General features: G+C 59.4%; 21 protein-coding genes. 6 read left to right on the top strand and 15 right to left on the bottom strand.

Annotated elements, in window-relative coordinates:
- Positions 1 to 5: 5 nt before the first annotated feature.
- The 10 genes from FBY01_RS07650 to yaaA all read right to left on the bottom strand — a co-directional run bounded on the left by FBY01_RS07650 (position 6) and on the right by yaaA (position 14,673).
- Positions 6 to 1,571 (bottom strand): MBOAT family protein, encoded by a 1,566-nt coding sequence (locus FBY01_RS07650; RefSeq protein ID WP_077748261.1) that lies wholly within the window; start codon positions 1,569 to 1,571, stop codon positions 6 to 8.
- A gap of 213 nt (positions 1,572 to 1,784) precedes the next feature.
- Entirely contained in the window at positions 1,785 to 2,918 is a 1,134-nt protein-coding gene (locus FBY01_RS07645) for a mannuronate-specific alginate lyase (protein ID WP_010463124.1), read from the bottom strand.
- Positions 2,919 to 2,929: 11 nt separating this feature from the next.
- The gene (locus tag FBY01_RS07640) at positions 2,930 to 4,390 is read right to left on the bottom strand and encodes an alginate O-acetyltransferase (protein ID WP_145306900.1); all 1,461 of its coding nucleotides are present in this window, start codon (positions 4,388 to 4,390) and stop codon (positions 2,930 to 2,932) included.
- 10 nt (positions 4,391 to 4,400) lie between these two features.
- Positions 4,401 to 5,990 (bottom strand): mannuronan 5-epimerase AlgG, encoded by a 1,590-nt coding sequence (gene algG / locus FBY01_RS07635; protein WP_102595392.1) that lies wholly within the window; start codon positions 5,988 to 5,990, stop codon positions 4,401 to 4,403.
- A 26-nt stretch (positions 5,991 to 6,016) separates the two neighbouring features.
- A complete protein-coding gene (locus FBY01_RS07630) occupies positions 6,017 to 7,504 on the bottom strand; it encodes an alginate export family protein (protein WP_010463117.1) in 1,488 nt (495 codons plus the stop codon).
- Positions 7,501 to 8,907 (bottom strand): alginate biosynthesis TPR repeat lipoprotein AlgK, encoded by a 1,407-nt coding sequence (gene algK / locus FBY01_RS07625; protein ID WP_010463115.1) that lies wholly within the window; start codon positions 8,905 to 8,907, stop codon positions 7,501 to 7,503. The genes FBY01_RS07630 and algK overlap by 4 nt, the downstream gene beginning before the upstream one ends.
- 9 nt (positions 8,908 to 8,916) lie before the next feature.
- A complete protein-coding gene (locus FBY01_RS07620; RefSeq protein WP_077748266.1) occupies positions 8,917 to 10,086 on the bottom strand; it encodes an alginate biosynthesis protein Alg44 in 1,170 nt (389 codons plus the stop codon).
- 36 nt (positions 10,087 to 10,122) lie between these two features.
- On the bottom strand, positions 10,123 to 11,604 hold the full coding sequence (alg8, locus tag FBY01_RS07615) for a mannuronan synthase (RefSeq protein WP_370654476.1): 1,482 nt from the start codon (positions 11,602 to 11,604) through the stop codon (positions 10,123 to 10,125).
- A gap of 164 nt (positions 11,605 to 11,768) precedes the next feature.
- Complete coding sequence (locus FBY01_RS07610; protein WP_010463110.1) at positions 11,769 to 13,085, bottom strand: nucleotide sugar dehydrogenase; 1,317 nt, start codon at positions 13,083 to 13,085, stop codon at positions 11,769 to 11,771.
- Positions 13,086 to 13,893: 808 nt separating this feature from the next.
- Entirely contained in the window at positions 13,894 to 14,673 is a 780-nt protein-coding gene (gene yaaA, locus FBY01_RS07605) for a peroxide stress protein YaaA (RefSeq protein WP_145306898.1), read from the bottom strand.
- Between the two features lie 183 nt (positions 14,674 to 14,856).
- Here yaaA and FBY01_RS07600 point away from each other — a divergent pair, with 183 nt between their 5' ends.
- The 6 genes from FBY01_RS07600 (at position 14,857) to FBY01_RS07575 (ending at position 20,223) form a co-directional block, all read left to right on the top strand.
- On the top strand, positions 14,857 to 15,981 hold the full coding sequence (locus FBY01_RS07600) for a polysaccharide deacetylase family protein (protein WP_042932353.1): 1,125 nt from the start codon (positions 14,857 to 14,859) through the stop codon (positions 15,979 to 15,981).
- Between the two features lie 358 nt (positions 15,982 to 16,339).
- A complete protein-coding gene (locus FBY01_RS07595; protein WP_145306896.1) occupies positions 16,340 to 17,734 on the top strand; it encodes a PhoH family protein in 1,395 nt (464 codons plus the stop codon).
- Between the two features lie 238 nt (positions 17,735 to 17,972).
- Positions 17,973 to 18,446, top strand: a complete 474-nt coding sequence (gene moaC, locus FBY01_RS07590; RefSeq protein ID WP_059406245.1) for a cyclic pyranopterin monophosphate synthase MoaC — start codon at positions 17,973 to 17,975, stop codon at positions 18,444 to 18,446.
- Complete coding sequence (moaD, locus tag FBY01_RS07585) at positions 18,443 to 18,685, top strand: molybdopterin converting factor subunit 1 (protein WP_010463101.1); 243 nt, start codon at positions 18,443 to 18,445, stop codon at positions 18,683 to 18,685. The genes moaC and moaD overlap by 4 nt, the downstream gene beginning before the upstream one ends.
- A 1-nt stretch (position 18,686) precedes the next feature.
- On the top strand, positions 18,687 to 19,139 hold the full coding sequence (moaE, locus tag FBY01_RS07580; protein WP_145306894.1) for a molybdopterin synthase catalytic subunit MoaE: 453 nt from the start codon (positions 18,687 to 18,689) through the stop codon (positions 19,137 to 19,139).
- 307 nt (positions 19,140 to 19,446) lie between these two features.
- The gene (locus FBY01_RS07575; RefSeq protein WP_145306892.1) at positions 19,447 to 20,223 is read left to right on the top strand and encodes an ABC transporter substrate-binding protein; all 777 of its coding nucleotides are present in this window, start codon (positions 19,447 to 19,449) and stop codon (positions 20,221 to 20,223) included.
- Positions 20,224 to 20,298: 75 nt separating this feature from the next.
- Here the strand turns inward: FBY01_RS07575 and FBY01_RS07570 are convergent, their stop codons facing one another.
- The 5 genes from FBY01_RS07570 to FBY01_RS07550 form a co-directional block, all read right to left on the bottom strand.
- Positions 20,299 to 20,925, bottom strand: a complete 627-nt coding sequence (locus FBY01_RS07570) for a transcriptional regulator (protein WP_010463098.1) — start codon at positions 20,923 to 20,925, stop codon at positions 20,299 to 20,301.
- A gap of 90 nt (positions 20,926 to 21,015) precedes the next feature.
- Positions 21,016 to 22,143: an FAD-binding oxidoreductase gene (locus FBY01_RS07565; RefSeq protein ID WP_145306890.1), complete on the bottom strand. Its 1,128-nt coding sequence runs from the start codon at positions 22,141 to 22,143 to the stop codon at positions 21,016 to 21,018.
- Positions 22,144 to 22,291: 148 nt separating this feature from the next.
- Positions 22,292 to 23,239, bottom strand: coding sequence for an ornithine cyclodeaminase family protein (locus FBY01_RS07560; protein ID WP_178113225.1), 948 nt, complete (start codon positions 23,237 to 23,239; stop codon positions 22,292 to 22,294).
- A gap of 126 nt (positions 23,240 to 23,365) precedes the next feature.
- Positions 23,366 to 24,853 (bottom strand): ATP-dependent RNA helicase RhlB, encoded by a 1,488-nt coding sequence (rhlB, locus tag FBY01_RS07555; RefSeq protein WP_042932351.1) that lies wholly within the window; start codon positions 24,851 to 24,853, stop codon positions 23,366 to 23,368.
- Between the two features lie 85 nt (positions 24,854 to 24,938).
- Complete coding sequence (locus tag FBY01_RS07550) at positions 24,939 to 25,595, bottom strand: alpha/beta hydrolase (RefSeq protein ID WP_010463094.1); 657 nt, start codon at positions 25,593 to 25,595, stop codon at positions 24,939 to 24,941.
- Positions 25,596 to 25,737: the final 142 nt, after the last annotated feature.

Below are 25,737 nucleotides of genomic sequence, written 5' to 3'. Positions count from 1 at the left end.
ATCCCTCAGAACTGGAAGTAAAGGAACGGCGAGAAGCTTTGCGCCGAGAGTTTGAAAATCGAGGCGATGAACAGCACCAGTACCAGCGTGCGCATCACGTAGCGGGACCAGTCCGCGGTCCAGTAGGCCGGTTGCACGGTGGCTTCAACGCCAACGGTGTAGCCAGGCTCGTGGATGCTGGTCGGGTTGTCGCCCGGTACGGCTTTGATCATTCCAGGCGTGGCAGCGGCCGGGCCGTCGGCCTCGACGTTGACCACAGGCTTGGTCTTCTCAGGCGGCAGGTTGCTGTAGAAATCGCGGATGCCGAAGAACGCCAGGGTCATGTAAGCCACCACCAGGGTCGCCACTTGCAGGCCGGTGAGGCTGGCCGCGTTGAGTTCCGACAACGACCATTCGCCGAAGCTGAACATCGCGCCGTACATGCGACCGGCGACGTGCAGGTTTTCCGAACGGAAGATCACCCAGCCCATGACCACGAGCAGGAAAGTCAGGGCCCAGCGGATCGGGTTGATGCTGCGTGGCGAGGTGTTCAGGCCCAGGGCCTTTTCGATCGCCAGCCACATGCCGTGCCACGCACCCCAGATGATGTAGGTGATGTTCGCGCCGTGCCACAGACCACCGAGCAGCATGGTCAGGAACAGGTTGCGATAGGTCATCAGCGTGCCTTTACGGTTACCGCCGAGGGTGATGTACAGATAGTCACGCAACCAGGTCGACAGGCTGATGTGCCAGCGACGCCAGAACTCGGTGATCGACTGGCTGATGTACGGCTGCTTGAAGTTTTCCATGAAGCGGAAACCCATCATCAAGCCCAGGCCGATGGCCATGTCGCTGTAGCCGGAGAAGTCGAAATACAACTGCGCGGTGTAGGCGAGGGCGCCCAGCCAGGCGTCGCCCGTGGTCGGGTTCTGCAAGGCAAAGCAATGGTCGGCCACCACCGCGAGGGTGTCGGCGATAAAGACCTTCTTGATGAAACCCTGCATGAACCGCGTGGCACCTTCGGAGAACTTGTCGAGGGTGTGGGTGCGGTTGTTGAACTGGTCGGCGAGGTCGCGAAAACGCAACACCGGGCCGGCGATCAAGTGCGGGAAGATCGCCACGAATGCGGCAAAGTCGATCAGGTTGCGGGTCGCCGGGGTGTCTCCCCGATAGACGTCGATGATGTAGCTGATGGACTCGAAGATGTAGAACGAGATCCCGATCGGCAACAGCACGTGGGTCAGGATGAACGGCGACAGACCGACCGACGTCATCATCGCGTTGATGCTGTCGACGCCGAAGTTGGCGTACTTGAAGTAGCCGAGAATGCACAGGTCGACGGCCACGCCCAGCAGCAACCAGCGTTGTGCCGGTTTGGTCCGAACGCCTGCGGCACCGACTTTGAGGCCGATCCAGTAGTTCCACAACGTGACGGCCGCGAACAGCGCAAGGAAGTCCACACGCCACCAGGCATAGAACACGTAGCTGGCGAGCAGCAGCAGCAGGTTGCGATAGCGTATTCCGCTCAAGTAGTACATGCCGAGAAAGATCGGCAGGAACAAAAACAGGAACACGTTGGATGAAAATACCATCCCGGTCTCTCCATGTTTAACCAACAGTCAAGGGCCAACGGCCCCCCCAAACCCCCCATCAAAATCCAGAGGGCATTACTCAAATCTCAAACCTGACACTGACCCTCTGTAGGAGTGAGCCTGCTCGCGATGAGGGCGTGTCAGTCGACATGAATGTTGAATGTCAGGCCGCAATCGCGAGCAGGCTCACTCCTACAAGGTTTTGTGCTTTGGCTACGAACCTTTTTTGCCTTTCTCGTTGGCAGGGTCGTAGACCTTGGTCAGGTCACCCCCGAGGCGGAAGGTCTTGAACGGCTGCATCTCGTGTTTTTTCTCGAGCACATCCGGCGAGCAGGTGTAGAGCGTGCAGAACGGTTCGAGCCAGGCGAATTTCGAGTCGACCTTGAGGTCGGTCATGTCCTGTTCCTTGCCGTTCTTTTTCTCGAACTCGTCCGGGTCTTTAACCCCCGACAACACCCGGTCACCCAGGCGTTTCAGCGCGCCGTTGTTTTCCTGACGCAAGTCCACACCGTTGACCTGAGCGAAACTGGCGATCATCGCCAGCGGCGGCAGGGCGTAGTTGTGGTAGGCGAGGGCGCGTTGCTGGCGCTTGAGTTCGTTGGGCAGGAAACCCTGGGCGTCAATCTGATTGGCGCCGACTTTGTATTCCTTCACTGCCCAGTCGAACAGGTCGCGACGGTTGGTGGCGATGGACGTTGCCATCACCGACCAGGCGGACCAGTACGAGTGGTTGTTGGTTTTTTCCAGCGGCAGGTTGTCCCAATCGCTGACCACCTGATCCGCCATTTTGCTGAACCAGGCTTCGATCAACTGCGACTCTTGCTGATGGTTGGCCAGCGGTTGCGAATCGGAGAACTTCAGGCGAATGTAAGCCGACGCCATGCTGCCCAATGCCCATTTGCGCATGGACTTGCCGGTGTGGTTGAAATCCTTGGACATCAACGCATCGGACTTGGCCCAGGCGGTCAACCAATTCAGGGTGCATTCCAGTTGTTCCGGACGACCGTCACGCATGTACTGCATCACGCGCTTGCTGGTGCCGCGCTCCATCTTGGTGATGTCGGCGGTGGTGTCGCGGAAGGCTTTTTCCGAGGCCTCGTTCAGGGTCGAACGGGCCTTGTCGGAGCCTTCATACTTGCTGCGAAATTGCAGTGAGCCGGTGTACGGCGTCGGCATCGCATCACAGCCTTCGCTCTTGTCGCCGGTTTTGACTTTTTCAATCGGCGCGAAGTAACCCTGTGGCGGGCGCAGTGGCGCGGCGGCCTGGGTGGCGCCGGCGAACATCGCCAACGTCAGCAGGGAGGGCGCGAGTAACTTTTTCAAAGTTCGGGTTTGCATGCATGTCATAAGAGGTTGCCTCATTGCCCGGCTTGAGCGGTGCGCTGCCCAGCGCCAGGGAATACATTGCGTTTGCAGATTTTCGCTTCGACTTTCTGTGGCGTGGCACCTGCTTCAGGGCCCTGGATCTCGACGGCCAGCAGATTCTGCGTGGCCCAGTCTTCGTCCGTGCGCAACTCGAAGGCAAAGCGCCCGTCGGTGTCGGAAGTTTCCGGTTTTTCGATTTTGATGTCCTCGTGGCGACCGTTCATGTACCAGAGGGTGGCTTGCAGGATTTTCACCGACGCATCGGCGAACTGGATGTCGACCTGGTGACTGCCGTTTTGCAGGTTCAGGTTCTTGCTGTTGACCATTAATTCGTTCTTGCCCGGTTTCAACGTGGTGCTGCCGGTCATCTGTGCATCCTTTCCTTCGCAACCGTTGTCCAGCAGCGCCATCATCTGGCGGTAGATGGTTTCCTGGTCGAGGCGATAGAGCGGCGAGAATTCCCAGATCAGAATCTTCGGCGGCTTGGTCTGGAACTCTTCGCTGCCCAGGTACTGCAGCATCGAACCTTCCAGGCCACCGCCGGGGAACGCCACGTTGAGGATGTCGGCGCCGATGGCCTCTTGGAGGAAACCGGCGAAGTTGTAGTTCTTGCCACTGTGGCTGGTGCCGACGAGGGTGATCTCGGGATTGCCGGAGTCACTGAACAGGTCGCCGTCGGCCGCTTCGCCCTTGGGCTCGGTGGTGAACTGATCCATGTACTGGATCGCGTAGCTGGTGCCACAGAGTTGACCGGCCATGTTGTGTAATGTTCCGGTCTTGCCCATGCGACCCGACTTATGGCTCTCGAATTCGCGCTTGGGAATGTCAGCGAACTCAGGCAGTTGCTTGATTTTCTCGGCGACGATTTTCGCCGTGCGCTGGGCGCCATACGGCGTCCAGTGTTGGTCGCCGCGGAAGTAGAAGTCGTGGGCCGGCAGGGTGTCGGGCAGCGATTCGTTGGTCAGCGGCGACAGGTCCGGAACCACGTAGCCCATGGCGGCGAAACGGCCGAGCATGGTCTTGTAGTTCTTCAGCGCCTTGTCGAAATCGTATTTGGCTTTTTCTTCCGGATTCAGTTTGTTGCGGTTCACCAGACCACGGGTGGGCTGGTAAACGATGACCAGTTCCACGCCTTTGCTCTTGAACGCATCGTGCAGCTCTTTCATGCGTTTGTAGCCGGCGGGGGTGGTGTCGAATTCGGTGCGCAAGTCTTCCTGGGTACGGAACAGCCAGTCGCCCTGAGCCTGCACCAGCGTGGTGAAGTTCTGCTGATAACGCGTGGTGTAGTTCTTCGCGTCATGGGCTTCGGGGCACAGGTTGCAGCACGGTTCGGCGCTGAAGCTCGGCGGACTTACTTTACTGGCAGCTTCATCGGCACGGACGCCGGCGCTGGCCGCGAGAATGCCGGCGGTCAGGGCCGACAGGCTGAGTAATTTGATCAAGTGTGGGTGCATAAAATTATCCTCAGTCCTGCATTTCGGTCTGGCGTTCGACAGGGTCGATCAGCACGGCTTTCTGCTGGCGCACCAGCAAGTCGAGAATTTCATCCTGGCGCTCGCCAAGAATCCCGTTGAAGCTGATGCCGCTGGATTTGGTCGGGGCGAGCATGGACACGCGATACAACTCGACGCTCAGCGGCGAGTCGATGGACAGCGGTCCGCTGCCGTTACCGGCCAGTTCGCCACCGACGATGATCAGCGACACCTGGGCGTCGAACGGGTCGAGCTTGATGTCCCGGTCGGTGTCGCTCAGGTCTTTGATGTGGCCGTAGACGCCCGTCAGGCCGTTGGCCATGGCGAGGTTTTCGTAGAGGCGGATATTCACGCTGTTACGAATACGGATGCCGTGGCGGCGATTGCTGATCACCTTGTTGCCCCACAGCAGGTTGTCAGCACTCTCGTAGAGGGTGATGCCGTCGGTGTGGTTCTTGTAGATCTCGTTGTAGGCGATGACGTTGTTCACGCTGTTACGGTCAATCACCATGCCCGACAACTTGTTGTCGTAGCTGCGGTTGTTGAAGATGAAACTGTCGTTGACCTCACGGGAAATAATGATCCCGTGCTTTTTCTTGGTCCCGAATACGGTGTTGTCCGCGATGATCAGTCCGTGGGAACGGTCATGCGGGTCAATGCCGTAGACGATGTTGTCTTTGTAAGTGTTGCCCTTGACCACGAAGTCGCGGGTCTCGTAGCAGTAGAAGCCGTACCACATGTCCGAGAACTCGGAGCCGACGATCCAGCCGGTCGGTTCAGGACGCTTGAGCACCTTGGCCATGTTCGGCGTGTACTGGGAAATACTCACGCCGTAAGACTTACTGTTGGCGTAGCCGAAACTGGCGATCTTGCTGTTGGCGATGTAGGTCTGGGTGCCGCCCCAGGACAGCAGGAACGGACGGAATTCCTTCGGCGACTTGAAGGCCGCCGGGCCGTTTGCCTTCTCGCTCCAGCCTGTGATTTTGGTATCACGCACAAACAGCTGGCCGTCGTTGACCAGGAACGAACCGGACTCTTGGGACAGGCGCAGTTCCTGGGTCTGCTTGTCGATTTCCAGGATGCCTTTCTCACCTACCACGATCGGCAACTTCGCCAGGAACACACCCGGCGAGGTTTCGCTGAAGTACTGTTTGGGTAGTTTCTTGGCCAGATCCTTGAGGTTCATGTAGCCGTCGTCGACGAAGATCGCCTGTGGGATGCCGTGCTGACGCACCACCCACTCGGCCATCTTGTTATCGCCGCCGATGAAGTCCTTCAGGGCGTTCTCCTGCATCATCCGGCGCACGCTGATTTTGCCGGCCTTGGTGCGCACGACTTTCGCGGCGATGGCTTCGGCGGTGTAGCCGGAGGTGTCCGGCAGTTTCGGCGCAGCCAGTTCCAGCGGCTCGGTCGGCGCGCTGTTGACGGTGTAGGTCTTGGCCTGTTGCAGCCCCTTGGCAATGGTCGCCGGCTGCCCTTTCTGCGCGGGCGCTACCGGCTCCGCAGTGGCGAAGGCCGCCGAGCTGGCCAGCAGCATCGCGCCGGCCAGCAAGGTCAACGAGCCTCTCTTCGGACTGTTCATGTCAGGAACTCCCTTCGCGGTTCGCATCAGAAGCGCCAGATCACGTCGATAAACGCGCGGTGCATGTACGAATCGACGCCTTTGCCATACGCATCGCCCGGCTTGAACACACCGCCACGCAAGCGCACGAGGGCCGAAGGCTCATCGATCGACTGACTCAGGGAGGCCGGCAGCAGGCCTTGCTTGAAGTACTTGGTGACGACCACGTCCATTTCCTGGCCGAGGTCTTTGTTGCCATCTTCCAGCGGCAGGGACGTGCTGGAGAGCACAGCGCCGGTCACGTCGTCGGTGTCGTTCTGCACGGCGTTGATGCCGTTGCTGCCGACCGGCTTGTTGCCGTCGACACGCCAGAATTTGTGGTAGATCACGCTGGCGTCGTATTCGTCGTTGAGCATCCACGAACCGAACAGCGTAGCGGTCTGCATGTTGTTCATTTCGCCACGGAAGGCTTCGCCGAAACGGTGAACCCGCGAACGGGTACCGGTGTAGTTCGAGCGATTGCTTTCCAGGCCGTTCTGTTCGTAATCGGCGCTGGCGCGGGCATAGGCTGCACCGACTTGCCATTGCGGATCGAGGCGCAGACGCACGCCCAGGTCAGTGGCCCAGCCATCGACGTTGCCGCTGGTCTTGGCTTGTGCCGGCGGAGTGCCGTCGGCGTTCAGCGGATTGACCGTGTCGCGGTCGCCGCTCATGCCAGTGACGCTGCCCCAGTAATTGACGGTGTTGGTGTTGCGCCAGTTGTAGGCATCGCTGTCGGCGGTCAGGCCGATCCAGCTGATGTCGCCGTTCTCTTTCTTGTCCAGAGAATCGGCCGGAACACCAGGTTGCGGATAGTCAAGCTTGCCGTCATCGTGGGTGTGATGACCACGAATGCCGACCCAGTTGCCCGGCGTCCACTGATACGCCGCATCGGCGTAAGCGTGCAGGCGATCCTTGTCTTTCGGGGCCAGCTCGGTGAGGTCGGTGCGGTATTCGCTGAAGCGTTCGGCCACACCGGCGTTGGCACGCAACAGGGTGGTGTCGAAGGTCCAGTTCAGGGCTTCGATGTTGGTGTCGCGCCATTGGCCGTCGTCGTTGCGCAGGCGCTGGCGACCGAGCTTGAGGATCTCGCCAGGGTACGGCGTCAGGCCGCTGTAGCCGACCCAGAACTCGCGCATCGCCAGGTAATTTTTCTTGCTCTTGCGGTCACCGTTGTCGGTGGTCTGGGTGCCGTCGCTGTCGGACTGCTGCAGTGTGTCGGTCTCGATGATGTCGGTGGACGTCACGGCCTGACCCATGGCGTAGCCGCTCCACGCGCCGCTCTCGCCGTAGATCCATGGACGCAGGTCGAGGCCGACGCCGTTGACGTCGCCGCCGCTTGCGGTGCCCAGATCGGTGTCGTCTTGGGACTGGCCGGTGATTTTTACGTCAAGGCCGTAGTTTTTGCTTTCAGTCAGGGCCGCCAGGGTCGGGCACGACCACAACAGGGCGAACGACAGGCCAATACCGGCCTTCACGAATGGATTCAGCTTCATAGGGATTCCTCGCCGTCTTCTTCTTGCAGGGCATGCAGTTCCAGCGTGTTCTGGCTCAAGGCACCTCGAACGTCCTGTTCTTGTTTCAACAGGCGTTTGGCCTCGGCGAGCTGGGCAGGCGGCAGTTGGGCTTCGAGTGTTTGCGCAAGCTCGGTGGCTTGCGGGGTGTTCTGCGTCTTGGCCAATTGGCTGAAGACGTAAGCGTTAAGCGGGTCGGGCTTGGTGCCCTTGCCTTGGGAAAACAGTTGGGCAATGGCGAAGTCGGCGCTGTTCTGGCCGTTGCGTGCAGCCTTGAGCAGGTGGTCCAGCGCTTTCTGCGAATAGACCTGGCCCAGGTAACCGCGACGGTAGATCTGGCCGAGGTAGTAATCGGCGGCCACTTCTCGGTCGACGGCTTTCTTGAAGTGTTCTTCGGCAGCCTTCGCGTCGGCCGGCACCATTTTGCCTTCGTAATAGAGCTTGCCCAGCAACAGTTCGGCGCGCGGCTGGTCGGCGGCGCGGCCGTTGTCCAGATACTTCATCATCGTGTCGACGTCGCCCAGTTCCGGGAAGTCGTAGAGCAATTGTGCGAGGCTGACCCAGGAAGCGGGGTAGCCCGGAGCGATGCCTTCGAGCAGCGACTGAGCGGTTTTCTCGTCTGTCTTGCCCAGGCTCGCATCGCCCAATACGCGAGCCACACTGTCCACGCGTTGAGCGGTGACCGTGCCGCGAGCGTGAGCGGCTTGCATCTGCTTGATCAGCTCGGCCTGTTGCTCAGGCTTGGCCTGTTTCTGATAGACCGTGGCCAGTTCGACGTAGCAGATGTCGGTGGTGTTCAACGCCGCTTTGCAGATGGTTTCCACTTCGTCCAGGTGCTGGTCGTAAGTGCCCTGGGTGCGATAGAGCAGCACTTGAGCCAGGCCCGCTTCCGGTTTGCCCTCGGCGCGCCATTGGCTGATCTGCTGCTGGGCGTTGACGTTGGGGAAACTGTGCGGGTATTGCAGGTACAGCATCGCCAGCGGGATCAGGGTGTTGCCTTCACCAGCGGCCGAGGCTTTTTTCAACAGGCCTTCGGCTTCGTGCTGTTCGGCTTCGGTGGAGCCGGGTTTGGCCACCAGCAGACGACCCAGGCGAGCCTGGGCCCGCGGCGAGACGCTGGCTGCGGCGCGATAAGTCGCCTCGGCCTGTTTGATCTGCGCCGGGTCACGGCTATCGACCTGGATATCGGCCAGGCCAACCTGTGCTTCGCTGTAGCCCAGGTCTGCCAGTTGCTGGTAATTCTGCGCCGCCAGCGCGGTGTCACCGCGCTTGAGGGCTTCGTTAGCCAGACGTTGGTCTGGAAGGCCGGCACAACCGGCCAGAGCAATTGCCATGGCCAGGGTCAGCGGGACCGGCAGGATTCTGAGTGGGCTAGTCACGGGCATGTCCTCTGCTTAAATACCGGCGGCCATGGCTTTGTCGATCAGCCAGTTCAGGTTCGGACCACGGGTGCTGTTCACTTCAACCGGGCGACCGGCGAACTTGCTGTCGAGTGGCTCGTCAGGCTGGATCAGCACGCGGATGTCCGAGGAAAGGTCGGCGCTTTTCAGGCTGGTGCTGCTGACGATCTTGCCGCTGCGGGTTTTGTCTTCACCGGCGATCTGGAAGCTGACCGTGTTACCTGGCAGCACATCGCCGAACTGGCGATAGGAGAAGCGCGCTTCAACATTGGCTTCGCTGTTGCGCGGCACCAGTTGGAAGATCACGTCGCCTTTGCTGGCGTACTGACCGTCGGCGACCAGTTGCTGGGCCACGGTGCAATCGCACGGCGAGGTCAGGGTGCCGGTCATTTGCTTGCCGAACAGTTCTTCAACCTTGGCCGGTTGCAGTTGGTTGTCGTCCAGATGGCCCTTGAGTACGTCGAGCATGCTGGTGCTGAACGTTGCGAGCGGCGCGCCTTTGGCAGCAACGCCGTCAGCCTTGATCAGGCTCTGTACGGTGCCGTCGCGGGGCATGGTGATGTTCATGCCTGCCACGCTGACCAGGCCCGCCTGGGCGTGGCTGACGAAGTACATGCCGTACACCGACTTGAAGATGAAACCGAACGCCGCGAGGCCGACGATGAAAATCGCCAGGCTGAAGGTCACGGCGCGCAGACGACCGAACGCGGTCATGCCGTGGCCGCCGTCCTTCATCTTGCGCGCCTTGGTGAAGTTGTCGCGCTGCAGGGTCGCCAGCACTTCACCCATGCTGACGATGTCGCCGGCCAGGTGCGAGGTGATCAGGTGACGCAGGGTGGAGATATCCTGGGGCTCCAGGTTCTGGAACTGACAACCGATGCGGCCGGTCTGGCGGTCGACGGAGCGGATCAGCAATTCCACGTCCATGGCCAGACCGAGGTTATCGATGACGAATTGCAGGCGCGCCTTGTACACATCGCCGGTTTTCAGCGGCAGCTGACCGGCGTTGAAGGCCAGGCCGCCAGCGGAGAGGTCGATCACTCGAGCTTCTACCGGGGTCCGGTCGGGACCGAAGAAACGCAGCTTGGCCGGGATTTTCACTCGGGCGTGTTGGCGCTGGGCTTCTGACTCATGCACTACGTTGGCGTTGACGGCGGTATTCATAGGGGCGTTTTCCTGGTTAATTCAATAAGGGGGCGGTCAGACCATCATCAGCAGCACGGCAACAAAGATGCTGCCGGCGGAGAAGGTCATGGTCCGAGACGACCAGGTGTTGAACCAACGTTGAAAGCTGGCGAGGTCACGGGTCAGGGAAGTGGGCTGGCGAGTCCAGGACTGTTGGTCGAGGCGGAAGAACACGTAGATCTTCACCAGCGCGCCGACGATCTGGTTGTAATAGAGAATCGCCGGGTAGGCCGGGCCGATCCGGTGGCCGGACAACGACAGCAGCACGGTCAGGATCAGGCGGGTAATGCCGATCCACAGCAGGTACACCAGGATGAACGCGGTGCCGTACTTGAAGCTGGCGATCAGCGCGACCGTCAAGCCCAGCAACGAGGTCCACATCGACACGCGCTGATCGAACAGCACCACCGAGGTGAACAGGCCGAGGCGTTTAACCCCCAGGCCCAGGGCGCGGGCGTTCTGGCGCAGGTTGTTGCCGTACCAGCGGAACATCAGTTTGCGACTGGCCTTGATGAAGCTTTTTTCCGGCGGATGCTCCACGGTGTGGATCGCGGCGTCCGGCACGTAGAACGTGTCGTAGCCCAGGCGCATCAGGCTGAACCAGCTCGACTTGTCGTCACCGGTCAGGAACTTGAAGCGGCCCAGGCGCCAGTGTTGCAGCGAGTCGCTTTCCACGTCGGCGATGAAGTCCGGGTTGGTGACCACGGTCGCGCGAAACACCGACATCCGGCCGGTCATGGTCAGTACGCGCTTGGACAAGGCCATCGAGCACATGTTGATGTGGCGCTGGGCGAATCGCAGTTTGTGCCATTCGCTCATGATGTAGCCGCCGCGCACTTCGCAGAACTCGTTGGTGGTCAGGCCGCCGACATTGCCGAACAGCTGGAACCACGGCACGGTCTTGAGCACGGTGCCCTCGGCGAGCACGGTGTCGCCATCGATCACTGCAACCACTGCGCGGTCGTCCGGCAGGTGGCGGGAGATGGCGCGGAAACCGTAGGCCAGGCCATCACGCTTGCCGGTGCCGGGAATGCGCACGAAGTCGAGCTTGACCCGATCCGGCGGATTCATCTTTGTCCAAAGGCTTTTCACCAGCTTCTCATCGGACATTTCGACGATGGAGCAGACCATGGTGGTCGGCAGGCCGCAGTCGATCGCTTCGCGAATGACGGAGGCGTAGACCTGGGCGGTGGTCAGCGCGTCGATACGGAAGCTGGTGACCATCAAGAAAACATGGGACGGGTTTGCCGCGTCACCCAGCTTGCGCACTTTGCGCCGCAGGTGCGGGTAGACCACGTACAGAAACAGCATCCCGCGCACAAAGTGCGTGGCGCCCATCGAGTAGCGCCAGATGCCGATGAAACCGATGAGGAAGATAAAATCCTTCGAATCGGAATCGAATGTGGACGCAGGCAACGCCATGGCGATGCCCATCAATAAACTTAGGTAAAACAGCCAACCGGCGGCCTGAAGTAGGCCGTGCTTTAGCCTGTGCATAATCTGCATCCGTCTCTATCTCGGGCGAGCCTGTGGGGTGGCCCGATGGGGTTAAGGCAGGCATAAAAAACCGTAGGAGCGAGGCTTGCCCGCGAAGGCGGTGTGCCTGACACACCGCGTTGCCTGGTTCGCCGGCAAGCCTGGCTCCTACAGGGAACGGCTTGTTACCAGCAGATGCCTTCGGTACGACCGCTGACGCTGGTGGCTTTGGACATGAAGCCAACCAGGTCGACGACTTGCTTGCCGTGTGGAGCGTTCTGCGCCAGGGCGCGGAATTTCTCGTCACGGTTGCCGAGGATGATCACGTCGGAGTTGGCGATCACGTCGTCAAAGTCAGCGTTGAGCAAGGACGAGACGTGAGGGATCTTCGACTCGATGTAATCCTTGTTCGCGCCGTGGACACGGGCGTATTCGACGTTGCTGTCGTAGATGCTCAGGTCGTAGCCCTTGCCGATCAGCATTTCCGCCAGATCTACCAGCGGGCTTTCGCGCAGGTCATCGGTGCCGGCCTTGAAGCTCAGGCCCAGCAGGGCGACTTTGCGTTTGTCGTGGCTGGAAACGATGTCGAAGGCGTTCTGCACCTGGGACTCGTTACTGCGCATCAGCGAGTTCAGCAGCGGCGCTTCCACGTCCAGCGAGCCGGCGCGGTAGGTCAGGGCGCGAACGTCCTTCGGCAGGCAAGAGCCGCCGAACGCGAAGCCAGGACGCATGTAGTACTGGGACAGGTTCAGCGTCTTGTCCTGGCAGACCACCTCCATCACTTCACGGCCATCGACGCCGACAGCCTTGGCGATGTTGCCGATCTCGTTGGCGAAGGTCACCTTGGTGGCGTGCCACACGTTGCAGGTGTACTTGATCATCTCGGCGACAGCGATGTCCTTGCGGATGATCGGTGCGTCGAGCTCTTCGTACAGCGATTGCAGAACGTCGCCCGAGGCCTTGTCGAACTCGCCGATGACGGTCATTGGCGGCAGGTCGTAATCGGCGATCGCGGTGCTTTCACGCAGGAACTCAGGGTTCACTGCAACGCCGAAGTCGACACCGGCTTTCTTGCCGGAGCAGTCTTCGAGGATCGGGATGACAACGTTTGCGACAGTGCCCGGCAGCACGGTGCTGCGAACCACGATGGTGTGGCGGGTGGTCTTGTCACGCAGGACAAAACCGATCTCGCGGCACACCGCTTCGATGTAGTTCAGTTCCAGGTCGCCGTTCTTCTTGCTCGGCGTACCGACGCAGATCATCGACAGGTCGGTGTCGCGAATCGCTTCGGCGAAGTTGGTCGTGCCGCGCAATTTGCCCGTCTCGATACCCTTCTTCAGCAGTTCGCCCAGACCCGGTTCAACGATCGGCGAACGGCCGGCGTTGATCATATCGATTTTGTCTTTGGCAACATCGACGCCAACGACGTCATGGCCCCGTGCAGACAGGCAACCGGCACATACTGCGCCGACGTAACCCAAACCAAATATGCTGATGCGCATCGCAATTACCTCTGTGTTTATCAAGCCATTACATGGCCGGAGTTAATGGTGTTCATCGTTATAGTGCACTCGCAAGTGCGGCCTTACGGGCGCCGCAGTGCCGCGTGCAGGCATACAAAGTTCCGAGTGTCTAAATAAGTGCACTCAAGATGTGCGCAACTAGGCCTTATTATTCTGATATGCCCTGTTATGCAGCCGATCTTCTAATCAGAGGACCGTGTGCAAAGGTCTTGCGCGCTCAATGCCAGGCAATAAGCCCGTAAATCAAGCGGTTGGGTGCTCAGGTGAGCACGTTTATAGGGGCGCAGCCTTGGCCTTGAAGGGGATATTGATAAGCGTATCTCCTGTCCTGTATGTGTTGCCCAAATTAGAGGTCCGGTCTGCAGAAGTTAATGTGACAACTTCGCTATGTGACGCTCTTCTCTGCGTAAGTTATCTCGTACATGCATCGAGAAAATCGTTACCGGTGGTATGAGCTACGCATTTGGACATAGTTCCTGCCCGCCCATCGCCGATTCTGAAATTTCTTGAAATATTGGGAAAGATGGCACTGCTCTCAGATTGATAGCACTTGCCGTTTGGCCCTTTATATATAGGCTTATTATTGAGTCAGATAGTTTTGTGCCACTACTGATAAAAAATTTCAGTGCCACTACTGAAAAAAAACATCAAAGTCGAGTGAAACTAAAGTTAGAAAATCAGTCGATGGATTTCTGGCGCCAATAAGTCGGCGAACAAGGCGGGGAATTGTTGGACGATCAGACGTCGACGCACGACGATTTTTTGCCGTCGTGCGCCGGTCAGGTGCTTACTCTGGCGCGTGATCGCGCAGGAACACCAGATGGTCCGGTTTAGACTGTTCGGCGCTGTAGCGATAGCCTTGAACGTCAAAGTTTTTGAGGTCTGCCGGGTAGTTGACGCGCTCTTCAATGACAAAACGACTCATCATTCCGCGCGCTTTTTTCGCGTAGAAGCTGATGATCTTGTATTGGCCGTTCTTAAGGTCCTTGAAGTCGGTATTAATAATGCGTGCGTTAAGGGCACTGCGTTTGACCGCCGAGAAGTACTCGTTGGAGGCCAGGTTCAACAACACGTCGTCGCCCTGATCGGCCAGGGCTTCGTTCAGCCATTCGCTGATCCGGGTGCCCCAGAACGCATACAGGTCCTTGCCACGGGCATTCGCCAGTTTGGTGCCCATCTCCAGACGATACGGTTGCATCAGGTCCAGAGGACGCAGCAGGCCGTACAGGCCTGAGAGCATGCGCAAGTGCTGTTGCGCGTAATCGAAATCGGCTTCGCTGAAAGTTTGTGCGTTGAGGCCGGTGTAAACGTCGCCCTTGAAGGCGAGCAATGCCTGCTTGGCGTTTTCCGGTGTGAACGCTGGCGTCCAGCTGCCGAAACGCGCGGCGTTGAGGCCGCCGATCTTGTCGGAGACGTGCATCAGCTCACTGATCTGCGCGGGCGTCAGGTCGCGCAGTTGCATGATCAACTCCTGGGAATGGTCCAGGTATTGCGGCTGGGTGAAGCGCTGGGTCGCCGGCGGTGTTTCGTAGTCGAGGGTCTTGGCGGGGGAAATCACCATCAGCATGAAGTCGTCTCCTTTAATCGTGGGGGCGATTCTAGGGGGTTGGACCGGTTGACTCCAGCTATCAAGTCCATAGGTGATCGGTGGTGTTGCACAAACCCTGCAGGAGCGGGGGGCAGTGCGGCTGCGGGAATATGGGCAGGATCAGCTATAGTGCCGCGCGGGTTTTGTTATGGAGACATCCCATTGCGTATCGTTTTTCTATTATCGGCCTGGCTATTGAGCTTTGGTGCCATGGCGGCGCCGGGCGATGTGGCGACGCTTGATCGCAGCACCTGGCCGGAAAAGCTCAGCAGCCCGACGCTGTTCGACGTGGCATCACGCGCCGAAATCCTCATGTTTTCGCGGGTGCTGCTGGCGAGCGAGTCGCTGGATGAAGCGAGCCTGGCCCAGCGTCTGGGCCTGCGCAAGATTAATCTGGAGGCCGTCAACAACCTGCGCCAGCGCCTGTGGCAGCGACTGCTGACCAACTACAACTTCGCCCAGCAGAGCTGCGATCAGGATGCTTCCTTCTGTTTCCTCGTCGAGGACATGGACACCCTGCGCCAGCAAGCGGCCAAGTTTCAGGTCAGCGACGACAGCTATTACATCAAGTGGTCGGAGCCGAGCCGGTTGTTCCACGCCCAGTATCTGGACGAGCAACTGCGCAAGGCGGCCCTGTTTCCGCAGAGCAGCAGCGAAGTCGATCGTTTTGGTGACTATGAGCGCAACGGCGAAGAGATGCATGACCGGCTGTTTTTGCTGACGTTCGACAGCGCCGCCAATATCACGCCGGACAACACCGGCTGGGTCACCGAGTACCTGCGCAAGTCGAACATGAGCGGCACCTTCTTCGTCCTGGGCAAAGACATTCAGGCGCGTCTGGCCGAGCGCTCGGTGGCCAGTCTGCAAGCGACCTATTCAACGCAGTGCATTGGCGTGCAAGGCTGGGAGTTTCGCTCCCACAGCCACTGGCAGGACTGGCAGGACTCGGTGCGCCGCAGCGTCGAGCTGGTCAAAAGCAAACTGCCGGAGAATTACGTGCCGCTGTTCCGTCCGCCCGATGGCCAGCGTCGTTCTGACGCCGAAGGCTTCTTCAAGGCTCAGGGTTTGCAGGTGGCACTGTGGGACATTGATGCCCAGGATGGCGCCGGCAAGCTCAAGGGCAACCCGAGCGCCCAGCGCGTGTTGACGCTGATGCTGCTATGGCGACATGGGGTGATCAACTTCAATGTGAAGCAGGATGCGGTGAAAACGGCGATGCCCTGGCTCATCACGCAAACGGCGCAAAGCGGGATCGGTTGGGAGGACTGTCAGGACGCGTTTCGCTGAAACCGTAAAAAGCCCGTAAAAAGCCCGGAATCATTGGGGAGGAGGGCGCGGCGGGGTGATTTTCGAGCAGATTTCGATGCAGGCCGACTTCCGACTTTAACGGGGTGATGGCCATCCGCCTAGTGCTATTGGTCACTCTGAAAAATAAACTTCAAAAAAACGTCAAAGTACTTTTTTCTGTCATGGGTTTTGGAGTATTACGAAGACAGACCGCCGAAACCTGCAACACAGGTGGCGTCTTCCAAGACCCTACTTGTTCGCAGTTCACTTGAATCCTCGCAGGTGAATTCGGTGGCCACTTCGAGGCGCAGCACTGTCACGGTATTGCGTCGAATGGCTCCCACAAAGGTGACCGAGTATGGATGATCACGGACGTAGTTCTTCCTCCAACCAGCCAATCCTTTATGTACTCGATACCAACGTATTGATTCACGATCCAAACGCCCTGCTTAATTTCGAAGAACACCACGTTGCCATCCCGATGACCGTGCTTGAGGAGCTGGACAAGCTCAAGAGCGGGCATCACAGCGTGGCCGCAGAATGCCGTCAGGCGATTCGCCTGATCGACAAGACCTTGGGCGATGCCAGCCCCGAAGACGTCGAGCTCGGTGTGCCAATCCAGCGCGGCAAGAGTGGGCCCAAGGGTTTGCTGTCAATTCTGATGAGCAAGCGTGCCGAACCGAACATCATTCTTCCCGAACACCTGAACGACAACATCATCATCAACCAGTTGATCGACCTGCACGCGCGCGAACCAAAGCTGCCCGTGGTGCTGGTCACCAAAGACATCAACATGCGCCTCAAGGCCCGGGCTTGCGGGATCGCGGCCGAGGACTACAGCACCGACCAACTGGTCGATGATGTGTCGCTGCTACCCAACGGTTATCACAACATGGACGGCTCCTTCTGGGACCGGGTGAGGAATGTCGAAACCCGTCAGGACCACGGTCGCACCTGGCATCAGGTGCAATTGATCGACAACCTGCCGGCCGTCCACATCAATGAGTTCATCATTGACGAACAGGGCTTTGTCGGCTGGATCAAGGAGATAGAGGAAGACCGGCTGCTGATCCTTGACCTGCACCAGGAACCGCTGCTGCACCAGGAAGCGTGGGGCCTTAAACCCCGTGACATCTATCAGAGCCTGGCGCTATACGCCTTGCTTGACCCGGACATCCACCTGGTCAACCTGTCGGGTGCTGCCGGCTCCGGTAAAACCATCCTGGCCCTGGCGGCGGCGATCGAGCAGACCATGGTCAGCAAGCGCTACCGCCGGATCATCGCGACGCGCAGCGTGCAGGGCCTGGACCAGGAAATCGGTTTCCTGCCCGGCACCGAAGCGGAAAAAATGGAGCCTTGGCTGGGCGCCATCACCGACAACCTTGAAGCCTTGCACATGGATGACGAAAACACCCATGGCAGCGTCGATTACATCCTCAGCAAAGTGCCGTTGCAGTTCAAATCCCTCAACTACATTCGAGGCCGCAGCTTCCAGCAGAGTCTGATCCTGATTGATGAATGCCAGAACCTGACACCGCACCAGATGAAAACCATCATCACCCGTGCCGGCGCCGGGTCCAAAGTGGTGTGCCTGGGCAACCTGGCGCAGATCGACACCCCTTACCTGTCCGCGACCAGCTCCGGATTGACATACCTGACCGAACGCTTCAAGGATTTCCCCAACGGTGTACACATCACCCTGCAAGGGGTGCCACGTTCGATTCTGGCCGAATACGCCGAAACGCATTTGTAACTACGTCACCAGAACCGGGCGGCCCCAAAAGCCGCCCGGTTTTTTTATGCCCAACACAAATCCCCTTGCAGGAGCGAGGCTTGCCCGCGAAGACGACCGCACATTCAACATCAATCTGTCTGACACGCCGCCTTCGCGGGCAAGCCTCGCTCCTGCAAGGGCTATTCATCCAATAATCAAACGTGCGGAAATTTGACCCACAGGTTTACAATCGACGCTCCTGATCAGGAGTAAACCTGTGCTGACTCATCTCGATTCCCAAGGTCGCGCCAATATGGTCGACGTCACCGAAAAAGCCGTGACGTTCCGTGAGGCAACCGCTCAAGCGCTGGTGCGCATGCTCCCCGAAACCCTGCAGATGATCGTCAGCGGCGGTCACCCCAAGGGTGATGTGTTCGCCGTGGCGCGCATCGCCGGCATTCAGGCTGCGAAGAAAACCAGCGATCTGATTCCCCTGTGCCATCCGCTGATGCTCACCGGCGTCAAGGTCGAGCTGAGTGCCGAAGGCGATGACACCGTGCGTATCGTCGCGCGCTGCAAGTTGTCCGGACAGACCGGCGTCGAGATGGAAGCCCTGACCGCCGCCAGTGTCGCCGCGCTGACGATCTACGACATGTGCAAGGCCGTGGACCGTGGCATGACCATCGAAAGCGTGCGGCTGCTGGAAAAACTCGGTGGCAAGAGCGGCCATTTCCAGGCAGATCAACCATGAACGTCACCGTGAAGTTTTTTGCCCGCTACCGCGAAGCGCTTGGCGTGGACTCAATCAAGGTTGAAGGCGATTTCGCCACGGTCGACGACGTCCGTGCATTGCTGGCTCAGCGTGACGGTGCCGAGGTGCTGAGCGAGCAGAACTTGATGTGCGCCCGCAACGAGGACCTCTGCCAGCTCGACGAACCGGTGACTGACGGTGACGAAGTGGCGTTCTTTCCGACCGTGACCGGGGGCTGACATGGCGATTCGCGTGCAGTCCACGGCCTTCGATCCGGGTGCGGAAGTCAATGCCATGCACGCCGCCAATGTCGGCGTCGGGGCGGTGGTGAGTTTTGTCGGCTATGTGCGCGACTTCAATGACGGGCTTGATGTGGCCGGGATGTTTCTCGAGCACTATCCGGGCATGACCGAAAAAGCCCTCGGCAAAATCGCCCTGGAGGCTGAACAGCGCTGGCCGCTGCTCAAGCTTGAAGTGCTGCACCGGATCGGCGCCCTTGAACCGGGCGAACCGATCGTCTTCGTCGGCGCCGCCAGCGCCCATCGCCAGGCGGCGTTCGACGCCTGCGCCTTTGTCATGGACTACCTGAAAACCCGTGCGCCGTTCTGGAAGAAGGAAAACACCCGAGACGGACCGCGTTGGGTGGAAGGGCGTGACAGCGATCATGCGGCGGCGGATCGCTGGAAGCAGTGATTCCTGCGGTGTCTGCCAGTATGCCTTCGCGGGCAAGCCTCGCTCCTACAGGTTTTGTGTCGTGCGCACATTTTGTGAACAACACAAAACCTGTAGGAGCGAGGCTTGCCCGCGAAGAGGCCATCAGCAACACCAAAAATCCCAATGACCCTCGCCCGACCACCGGCCGGCACATCTCCATTCTCCCCAATTGACGATCAATACATAAAAGTCCAGTATGGAATTATAAGTACAAAAAAGGTGTTTCCCCGTTTCCAGCTCTTTCTTCTGTCTTGCCAAACCAACAACAACCCGCGAGAGAACGAACATGAAGAAATTCCCCCTCATCACCGGTCTGGCGCTGAGCCTGTTCGCGTGCAGCACGCTGTTCGCCGCCGAAAAAACCCTGCGCATCGGCATCGAAGCCGCTTATCCGCCCTTCGCCTCCAAGACCGAAAAGGGTGAGATCGTCGGTTTCGACTACGACATCGGCAATGCCCTGTGTGCGCAAATGAAGGTCAAGTGCGTGTGGGTCGAAGGCGAGTTCGACGGTCTGATTCCTTCCTTGAAAGTGAAGAAAATCGACATGGCGCTGTCGTCCATGACCATCAACGAAGACCGCAAGAAGTCGGTGGATTTCTCCCACAAGTACTACTTCACTTCATCGCGTCTGGTGATGAAGGAAGGCGCGTCCGTGGATGACCAATACGCCAGCCTCAAGGGCAAGACCGTCGGTGTGCAGCGTGCCACCACCACCGACCGTTACGCCACCGAGGTGTTTGAACCGAAGGGCATCAACGTCAAGCGCTACGGCAACAACGAAGAAATCTACATGGACCTGGCAGCCGGTCGCCTCGACGCCATTTTTGCCGACACCATCCCGTTGAGTGACTTCCTGGCGATGCCGCGTGGCAAGGGCTATGCCTTTGTCGGGCCGGAGTTGAAGGATCCGAAGTACGTGGGCGAGGGTGCCGGGATTGCGGTGCGCAAGGGCAACACCGAGCTGGTGAGCCAGTTGAATACTGCCATTGATGGCATTCGTGCGAGTGGCGAGTATCAGAAGATTTCCGAGAAGTACTTCAAGGCTGACATCTACGGCGATTGATCAACCGCATCGCAGGAACGCTGCCGGGCGGCGTTCCTGCGATGGCGTCAGATCAGGCAACAAACACCTCAGGGCTCAGCCCTTCAATTCCTTCAAATGCTTGTAAACAGTCGCCCGCCCCATGTTCAGCACATTGGCCACATAGTTCGAAGCGCTTTTGCCCTTGAAGGCCCCTTCGGCGTGCAACGCCAGCACCAGTTCACGTTTGTGGTCGCGCGTCAGCAGGTTCAGGCTCAGCTGGCGTTCGCGCAGCCAGGCGTGCAGGAAGGTATTGATGCGCTCCTGCCAGTCATCACGGAACAGAGAGTCCGGCTGCGGAATCAGTTTGCTTGGTGACAGGAACAGGTCGAGCGCGGCCTTGGCATTTTCGAACAGCGAGATGTTCAGGTTGATGCACAGCACCGCCAGTGGGTGGCCATCGCTGTCGCGCAAGACACTGCTCAGACTGCGAATCTTCTGGCCATCCCAATTGAGCTTTTCGTAGGGCCCGATGTTCCGTTCGCTGACATCGTCGCTGAGCATGTCCTCCAGTGCCGCGTCATCTCCCACTTCCCGCTTGGACAGATTGTTGGCGATGTAATCGATTTTTTGCGTGCGCAGATCGTGCAGCACCACCTCGGCATGAGGGAAGAACAACGTAGCGATCGCATCGGCGATCGCCCGGTAGTTGTCCATGGCCGGGTCTTTTTCAGGTGCGTTCATACGGTGGAACTCCAGGCAGCGTCAGCGCCCTGCAAAAAGGGCGCTGGAAGTTTGCCGCAATCGGGTCGACACGTCACCTGAGGACGAAAATCAACCCAGGCGGGCAGGGGAGAGCATCTCGGCGTCCAGGCCGAAACGGCTGAGCTGTTCGGGCAAGGCTTCACCGCGTACCAGCGCTGCGCTGGCCTGGCCCATGGCAGGTGATGTCTGGATGCCGTAGCCGCCTTGCGCCGCGACCCAGAACAGCCCTGGCACATGTTGATCGAAGCCGCAGATCAGGTCTCCGTCCGTTACGAAGCTGCGCAGACCGGCCCAGATGCGGGTCGGACGGCGGATGGTCAGGGTGGTGGCTTCTTCGATCTGGTAGATGCCCATCGCGATGTCCAGCTCTTCGGGCTGCACGTCGTGCGGCTCCACCGGGTCGGCGTTGGCTGGCGAGCCGAGGAACATTCCGGCGTCGGGTTTCATGTAGAACGATTCGTCGAGGCTGACCAGCATCGGCCAATGGTGGATGTCCACCCCCTCGGGGCCGGCGAAGATGAACGCCGCGCGCCGCTTCGGTTGCAGGCCCAACGACTTGGCGCCAGCCAGCTCGCCGATTTTGTCGGCCCACGCGCCTGCCGCGTTGATGATGATCGGTGCGCTGAAAGTCTGGTTGTTGGTTTGAACCTGCCACATGCCTTCTGCATTGCGGGTCAGGCTCAGCACTTCGCTGTCGGTGTGGACTTCGCCTTTATTGCGACGGATACCGCGCAAGTAACCCTGGTGCAGGGCATCGGTGTCGATGTCGCTGGCAGTCGGGTCGTAGATCGCACCATGGACTTTTTCACGGCGCAGGATCGGCAGGCGCGCGCAGGCTTCGTCGGCACTGAGCAGTTGCATTTCCGCCACCGTGGCCTTGGCGCTCAGGTATTGATTGTTCAGCTCGGCCGGGTCGCCGGTGAAGTCCACGGTCATCTCGCCACGCGGGGTCAGCAGCGGGTGTTCGCAGAAACCGACTGGCGGGGCGTCGAAGAATTCGCGGCTGGCCTGGGTCAGCGCGCGAACCTGCGGTGTGCCATACGCGGCGGTGTAGAGCGCAGCGGAGCGTCCGGTGGAGTGATAAGCCGGATGGGATTCGCGTTCGAGCACAATCACCCGAGCATGCTGCGACAGCCAGAAACCGGTGGAAGCGCCGGCAATCCCGCCGCCGATGATGATGAAATCTGCCTGGCTCATGAACGTCTCCTGTCGAGCGCAAATGCCGAAATTGTGGAAGTCCCCTGTGGGAGCGAGCTTGCTCGAGATAGCGTTGGGTCAGTCGATACCAATGTTGACTGATTAGCCGCTATCGCGAGCAGGCTCGCTCCCACAGGGGATTGTGGTGTCAGGGTTGTAGGCGGTAGATGGCATTGGCCAGTGCGATGTCTTCCAGGCCCAGGCCGATCGAACGAAAGAACACATGACGGTCGTAGTCGGGACGCGGGACCTTTTCGCTGAGCAAATCAGGCAGGTCGCCGACAATCAAGCACTTGTCCCAGCCATGTTGTTCCCCCGCAATCAGCATTTCGCCCGCCGAGCCCGGGGTAGTCAGACGATAGTCGCAGAACACCTGCATGTCATTGAGGCTCTGCGGCGGGACTTCATGGGCGCGCGGGGCGTTGGTGCTGATGGAGGTGATCAGCGCTGGTTTGCTCAGGTTCGAGGGATCAATCACCGGGCCGGCGGACGAGGTGCACAGCATGATCACGTCGGCATCTTCAATCGCCGCTTCGCGACTGTCGGCGATGGTCAGGCGTGGATCGAGGCGTTTTAGCTGTGCCAGCGTTTCAGGGTTCTTATCGCTCAGGCTCGGGGAATAGAGGCTGATGCTTTGCCAGTCACGCAGATCTTTAACGTAATGCAGATGCGCCTGAGCCACCTTGCCGCTACCGATAATCGCCAGGCGCTGCACCTTCAGCGGAGCGAGGGCATCGACGGCGACGGCGGTGGTCGCGGCCGTGCGTGCGGTGGTCAGTTCGCCGGCATCGCACAGCAGTAACGGTTGGCCGGTCTGCATCGACATCAACAATGTCCAGGCCGTCACCAGCGGACCTTGTTCGCGCACGATGTACGGCGAAGTCTTGACCCCGTAGACGCCGTCTTCAGCCAGCACGCCCAGATAGTTGATGAAGTCGCCGGCACCCTGAGGGAACTCCACCAGCTGTTGCGCCGGTTGCACCGCTAGCCCGGCCGCCAGGTCGCGAAACAGCTTGCGCAGGATCTGCGGCACGTCGACCTGCGCCAGCAGTTCACGGGCCTGGGGTTGGGTGATCACATAAGGCGTACTGGACATGGTCGGCTCCGGGCGCTGAAAGTAAACTAATTTGTCCATTATGGACTTTTAGTTGTATCGAGCAACATCGGGACGAAAAAAAAGCGCAGTCCGTTTCCGGCTGCGCCTCTTTCAGCAAGGGCCGAGTTACGGGCGCTTACGCTCAACCGCCCGCAGTAGATGCGTCGGCGGTGTTTCACAGCTGATTTTCCGACCCAGCAATGCCTCGATGGACGGTAGCTGGTAGGAGTCATCTTCACCGGCGAAGCTGATGGACACACCCTCTGCGCCAGCACGACCGGTACGGCCGATGCGGTGCACGTAGTCATCCGGGACTTCCGGCAGGGTGAAGTTGATCACGTGGCTGATGCCGTCGATGTGGATGCCGCGACCGGCCACATCAGTGGCGACCAGCACGCGGATCTTGCCTTCGCGGAAACCTTCCAGGGTCTTGATGCGCTTGTGCTGCGGCACGTCGCCGGACAGTTGCGCGGCGTTGACGCCGTCACGCACCAGGCGCTCTTCAATGCGCCGCACTTCATCCTTGCGGTTGGCAAACACCATCACCCGCTCCCAGCCGTTGTCGTTGACCAGGTTGTAGAGCAGTTTGTATTTGTCGGCACCAGCGACGGCGTAGATGTGTTGCTCGACGTTTTCGCTGGCCACGTTCTGCGATTCGATCTCGACGATCGACGGGTCGGTGGTCCATTGCTTGGCGAGATTCATCACGTCTTCGGTGAAGGTTGCGGAGAACAGCAGCGTCTGACGTTCGTTCTTCGGCGGCGTCTGGCGAATGATCTGGCGCACTTGCGGGATGAAACCCATGTCGAGCATGCGGTCGGCTTCGTCCAGCACCATGACTTCGACCATGTCCAGATGCACGTCACCGCGCTGGTTGAAGTCGAGCAGGCGGCCCGGGGTGGCCACGAGGATGTCGCAGTGACGGGCTTCGAGGTGCTTGAGCTGCTTGTCGAAGTCCATGCCGCCGACAAACGTCATGACGTTGAGGCCGGTGTACTTGGTCAGGTCGGCGGCGTCCTTGGCGATCTGCACCACCAGCTCGCGGGTTGGCGCGATGATCAGCGCCCGCGGTTCACCCATGTAGCGTTCCTTGGGTGGCGGGGTTTCCAGCAGTTGCGTGATGATCGAAATCAGGAACGCGGCGGTTTTGCCGGTGCCGGTCTGGGCGCGACCGATGGCGTCTTTGCCCGCGAGGGTGAAACCCAGCACTTGCGCCTGGATCGGCGTGCAGTACGGGAAGCCCAGGTCCTGGATGGCGTGCATCAATTCCGGGGCGAGTTTGAAATCGTGGAAACGGGTTTTGCCTTCCTGGGGTTCAACGGCGAAGTCTTCGAGTTTCCAGGGAATGACCGGCGCTTTCGGTTTCGGTTCGCGACGCGGTTTTGCCGGTTTCGGCGATTCGCTGCGCGGTGGCTCGGCGGCGACAATCTCGACAGGTGGGGCGGCCGGTGTGGTCACAGGCTCGTGTTTCGGTGCCGCTACGGTTGCGGTCCGGCCAGGCTGATTACCGTCGGTGCGGTGGCTGGGGATATGAGACGGAGCGCTGGGAACTGGCGCGAGCTGCTCAGTCTCGCTTTTACCGAACATTTTCTTGAGTGCTTTGAGCACGGTCATCTCATCAATTGGTTAAGGAATATACGCCGGCCAGTGTAATGCAAGAATCGGGCGCGGCGTAGTGGGATGGATCAATGGGTAGCTTTTAGCGTAAACGCTCGGCCAGCCAGACGCCGATGTCGCGAATTTCTTCGGGTAACACTTCGTGGCCCATTGGGTATTCCTGCCATGTCACGGTGACACCATGCTGCTTTAAAAACTCGTAGGCGGTGCGGCCCATCGAGTTTTGAACGACGTCATCGTACTGGCCATGCAACGACAGCACGGGAATGCGTTGCTGGCTGGCCGAAAGCTCCATTTCATCGCTGAAGGTCGGTGCGTAAGTCGAGAGGGCAAGTACGCCACCCAGCGGCCCCTGCCACTTCAGGAAAGCGGTGTGCAAGACCACGGCGCCACCCTGGGAAAAACCTGCCAGAAAGATACGCGAGGCGTCTATTCCGCTGGCGCGCTGCTCTTCAATCAAATCAAAGACTCGCTGCGCCGACGTTTCCAGCTGCTCACGACTGATCGCGCGCGCCGGGCTCATGGCCAATATGTCGTACCAGCTTGGCATCTCGTAACCGCCGTTGATGGTCACGGCGCGGGTCGGTGCCTGGGGCAGAACGAAGCGGGTGGTCAGCAGGGTTTCCTGCAAGGCTTCGGCAACCGGCAGAAAGTCGTAGCGGTCGGCGCCCAGGCCGTGCAGCCATATAACGCAGGCGTCTGCGGGCTTTACGGGTTGAAGAATCAAGGGCTCGGTCATGGCTGCTCCAATTTTGTGCGTGCGCTCTCATTAAGTGCGTGATGTGAGTGCGCGTCGGGTTGATCCGTTAAGAAGATGTCGCAAGGTTACAAGTTTTGCTATTGACCTGTCCCTTAACCGCATCGGCAAGCGGTCTGGTACG

The sequence above is a fragment of the Pseudomonas sp. SJZ077 genome (genome assembly GCF_007993905.1).
GTDB lineage: Bacteria > Pseudomonadota > Gammaproteobacteria > Pseudomonadales > Pseudomonadaceae > Aquipseudomonas > Aquipseudomonas mandelii.
The sequence above is the reverse complement of the archived record's forward strand: the minus strand, read 5'-3'. Positions and strand labels throughout refer to the sequence as shown.

Bases quoted from the DNA above. Each gene is read 5' to 3' on its own strand.
- FBY01_RS07565 (WP_145306890.1), bottom strand. From the start codon at position 22,143: ATGAGCCAGGCAGATTTCATCATCATCGGCGGCGGGATTGCCGGCGCT.
- algG (WP_102595392.1), bottom strand. From the start codon at position 5,990: ATGAACAGTCCGAAGAGAGGCTCGTTGACCTTGCTGGCCGGCGCGATG.
- FBY01_RS07645 (WP_010463124.1), bottom strand. From the start codon at position 2,918: ATGACATGCATGCAAACCCGAACTTTGAAAAAGTTACTCGCGCCCTCC.
- FBY01_RS07575 (WP_145306892.1), top strand. From the start codon at position 19,447: ATGAAGAAATTCCCCCTCATCACCGGTCTGGCGCTGAGCCTGTTCGCG.
- FBY01_RS07560 (WP_178113225.1), bottom strand. From the start codon at position 23,239: ATGTCCAGTACGCCTTATGTGATCACCCAACCCCAGGCCCGTGAACTG.
- FBY01_RS07640 (WP_145306900.1), bottom strand. From the start codon at position 4,390: ATGCACCCACACTTGATCAAATTACTCAGCCTGTCGGCCCTGACCGCC.
- rhlB (WP_042932351.1), bottom strand. From the start codon at position 24,853: ATGACCGTGCTCAAAGCACTCAAGAAAATGTTCGGTAAAAGCGAGACT.
- FBY01_RS07610 (WP_010463110.1), bottom strand. From the start codon at position 13,085: ATGCGCATCAGCATATTTGGTTTGGGTTACGTCGGCGCAGTATGTGCC.
- algK (WP_010463115.1), bottom strand. From the start codon at position 8,907: ATGCCCGTGACTAGCCCACTCAGAATCCTGCCGGTCCCGCTGACCCTG.
- FBY01_RS07550 (WP_010463094.1), bottom strand. From the start codon at position 25,595: ATGACCGAGCCCTTGATTCTTCAACCCGTAAAGCCCGCAGACGCCTGC.
- yaaA (WP_145306898.1), bottom strand. From the start codon at position 14,673: ATGCTGATGGTGATTTCCCCCGCCAAGACCCTCGACTACGAAACACCG.
- FBY01_RS07630 (WP_010463117.1), bottom strand. From the start codon at position 7,504: ATGAAGCTGAATCCATTCGTGAAGGCCGGTATTGGCCTGTCGTTCGCC.
- moaE (WP_145306894.1), top strand. From the start codon at position 18,687: ATGGCGATTCGCGTGCAGTCCACGGCCTTCGATCCGGGTGCGGAAGTC.
- FBY01_RS07570 (WP_010463098.1), bottom strand. From the start codon at position 20,925: ATGAACGCACCTGAAAAAGACCCGGCCATGGACAACTACCGGGCGATC.
- FBY01_RS07595 (WP_145306896.1), top strand. From the start codon at position 16,340: ATGGATGATCACGGACGTAGTTCTTCCTCCAACCAGCCAATCCTTTAT.
- alg8 (WP_370654476.1), bottom strand. From the start codon at position 11,604: ATGCACAGGCTAAAGCACGGCCTACTTCAGGCCGCCGGTTGGCTGTTT.
- FBY01_RS07650 (WP_077748261.1), bottom strand. From the start codon at position 1,571: ATGGTATTTTCATCCAACGTGTTCCTGTTTTTGTTCCTGCCGATCTTT.
- moaD (WP_010463101.1), top strand. From the start codon at position 18,443: ATGAACGTCACCGTGAAGTTTTTTGCCCGCTACCGCGAAGCGCTTGGC.
- FBY01_RS07620 (WP_077748266.1), bottom strand. From the start codon at position 10,086: ATGAATACCGCCGTCAACGCCAACGTAGTGCATGAGTCAGAAGCCCAG.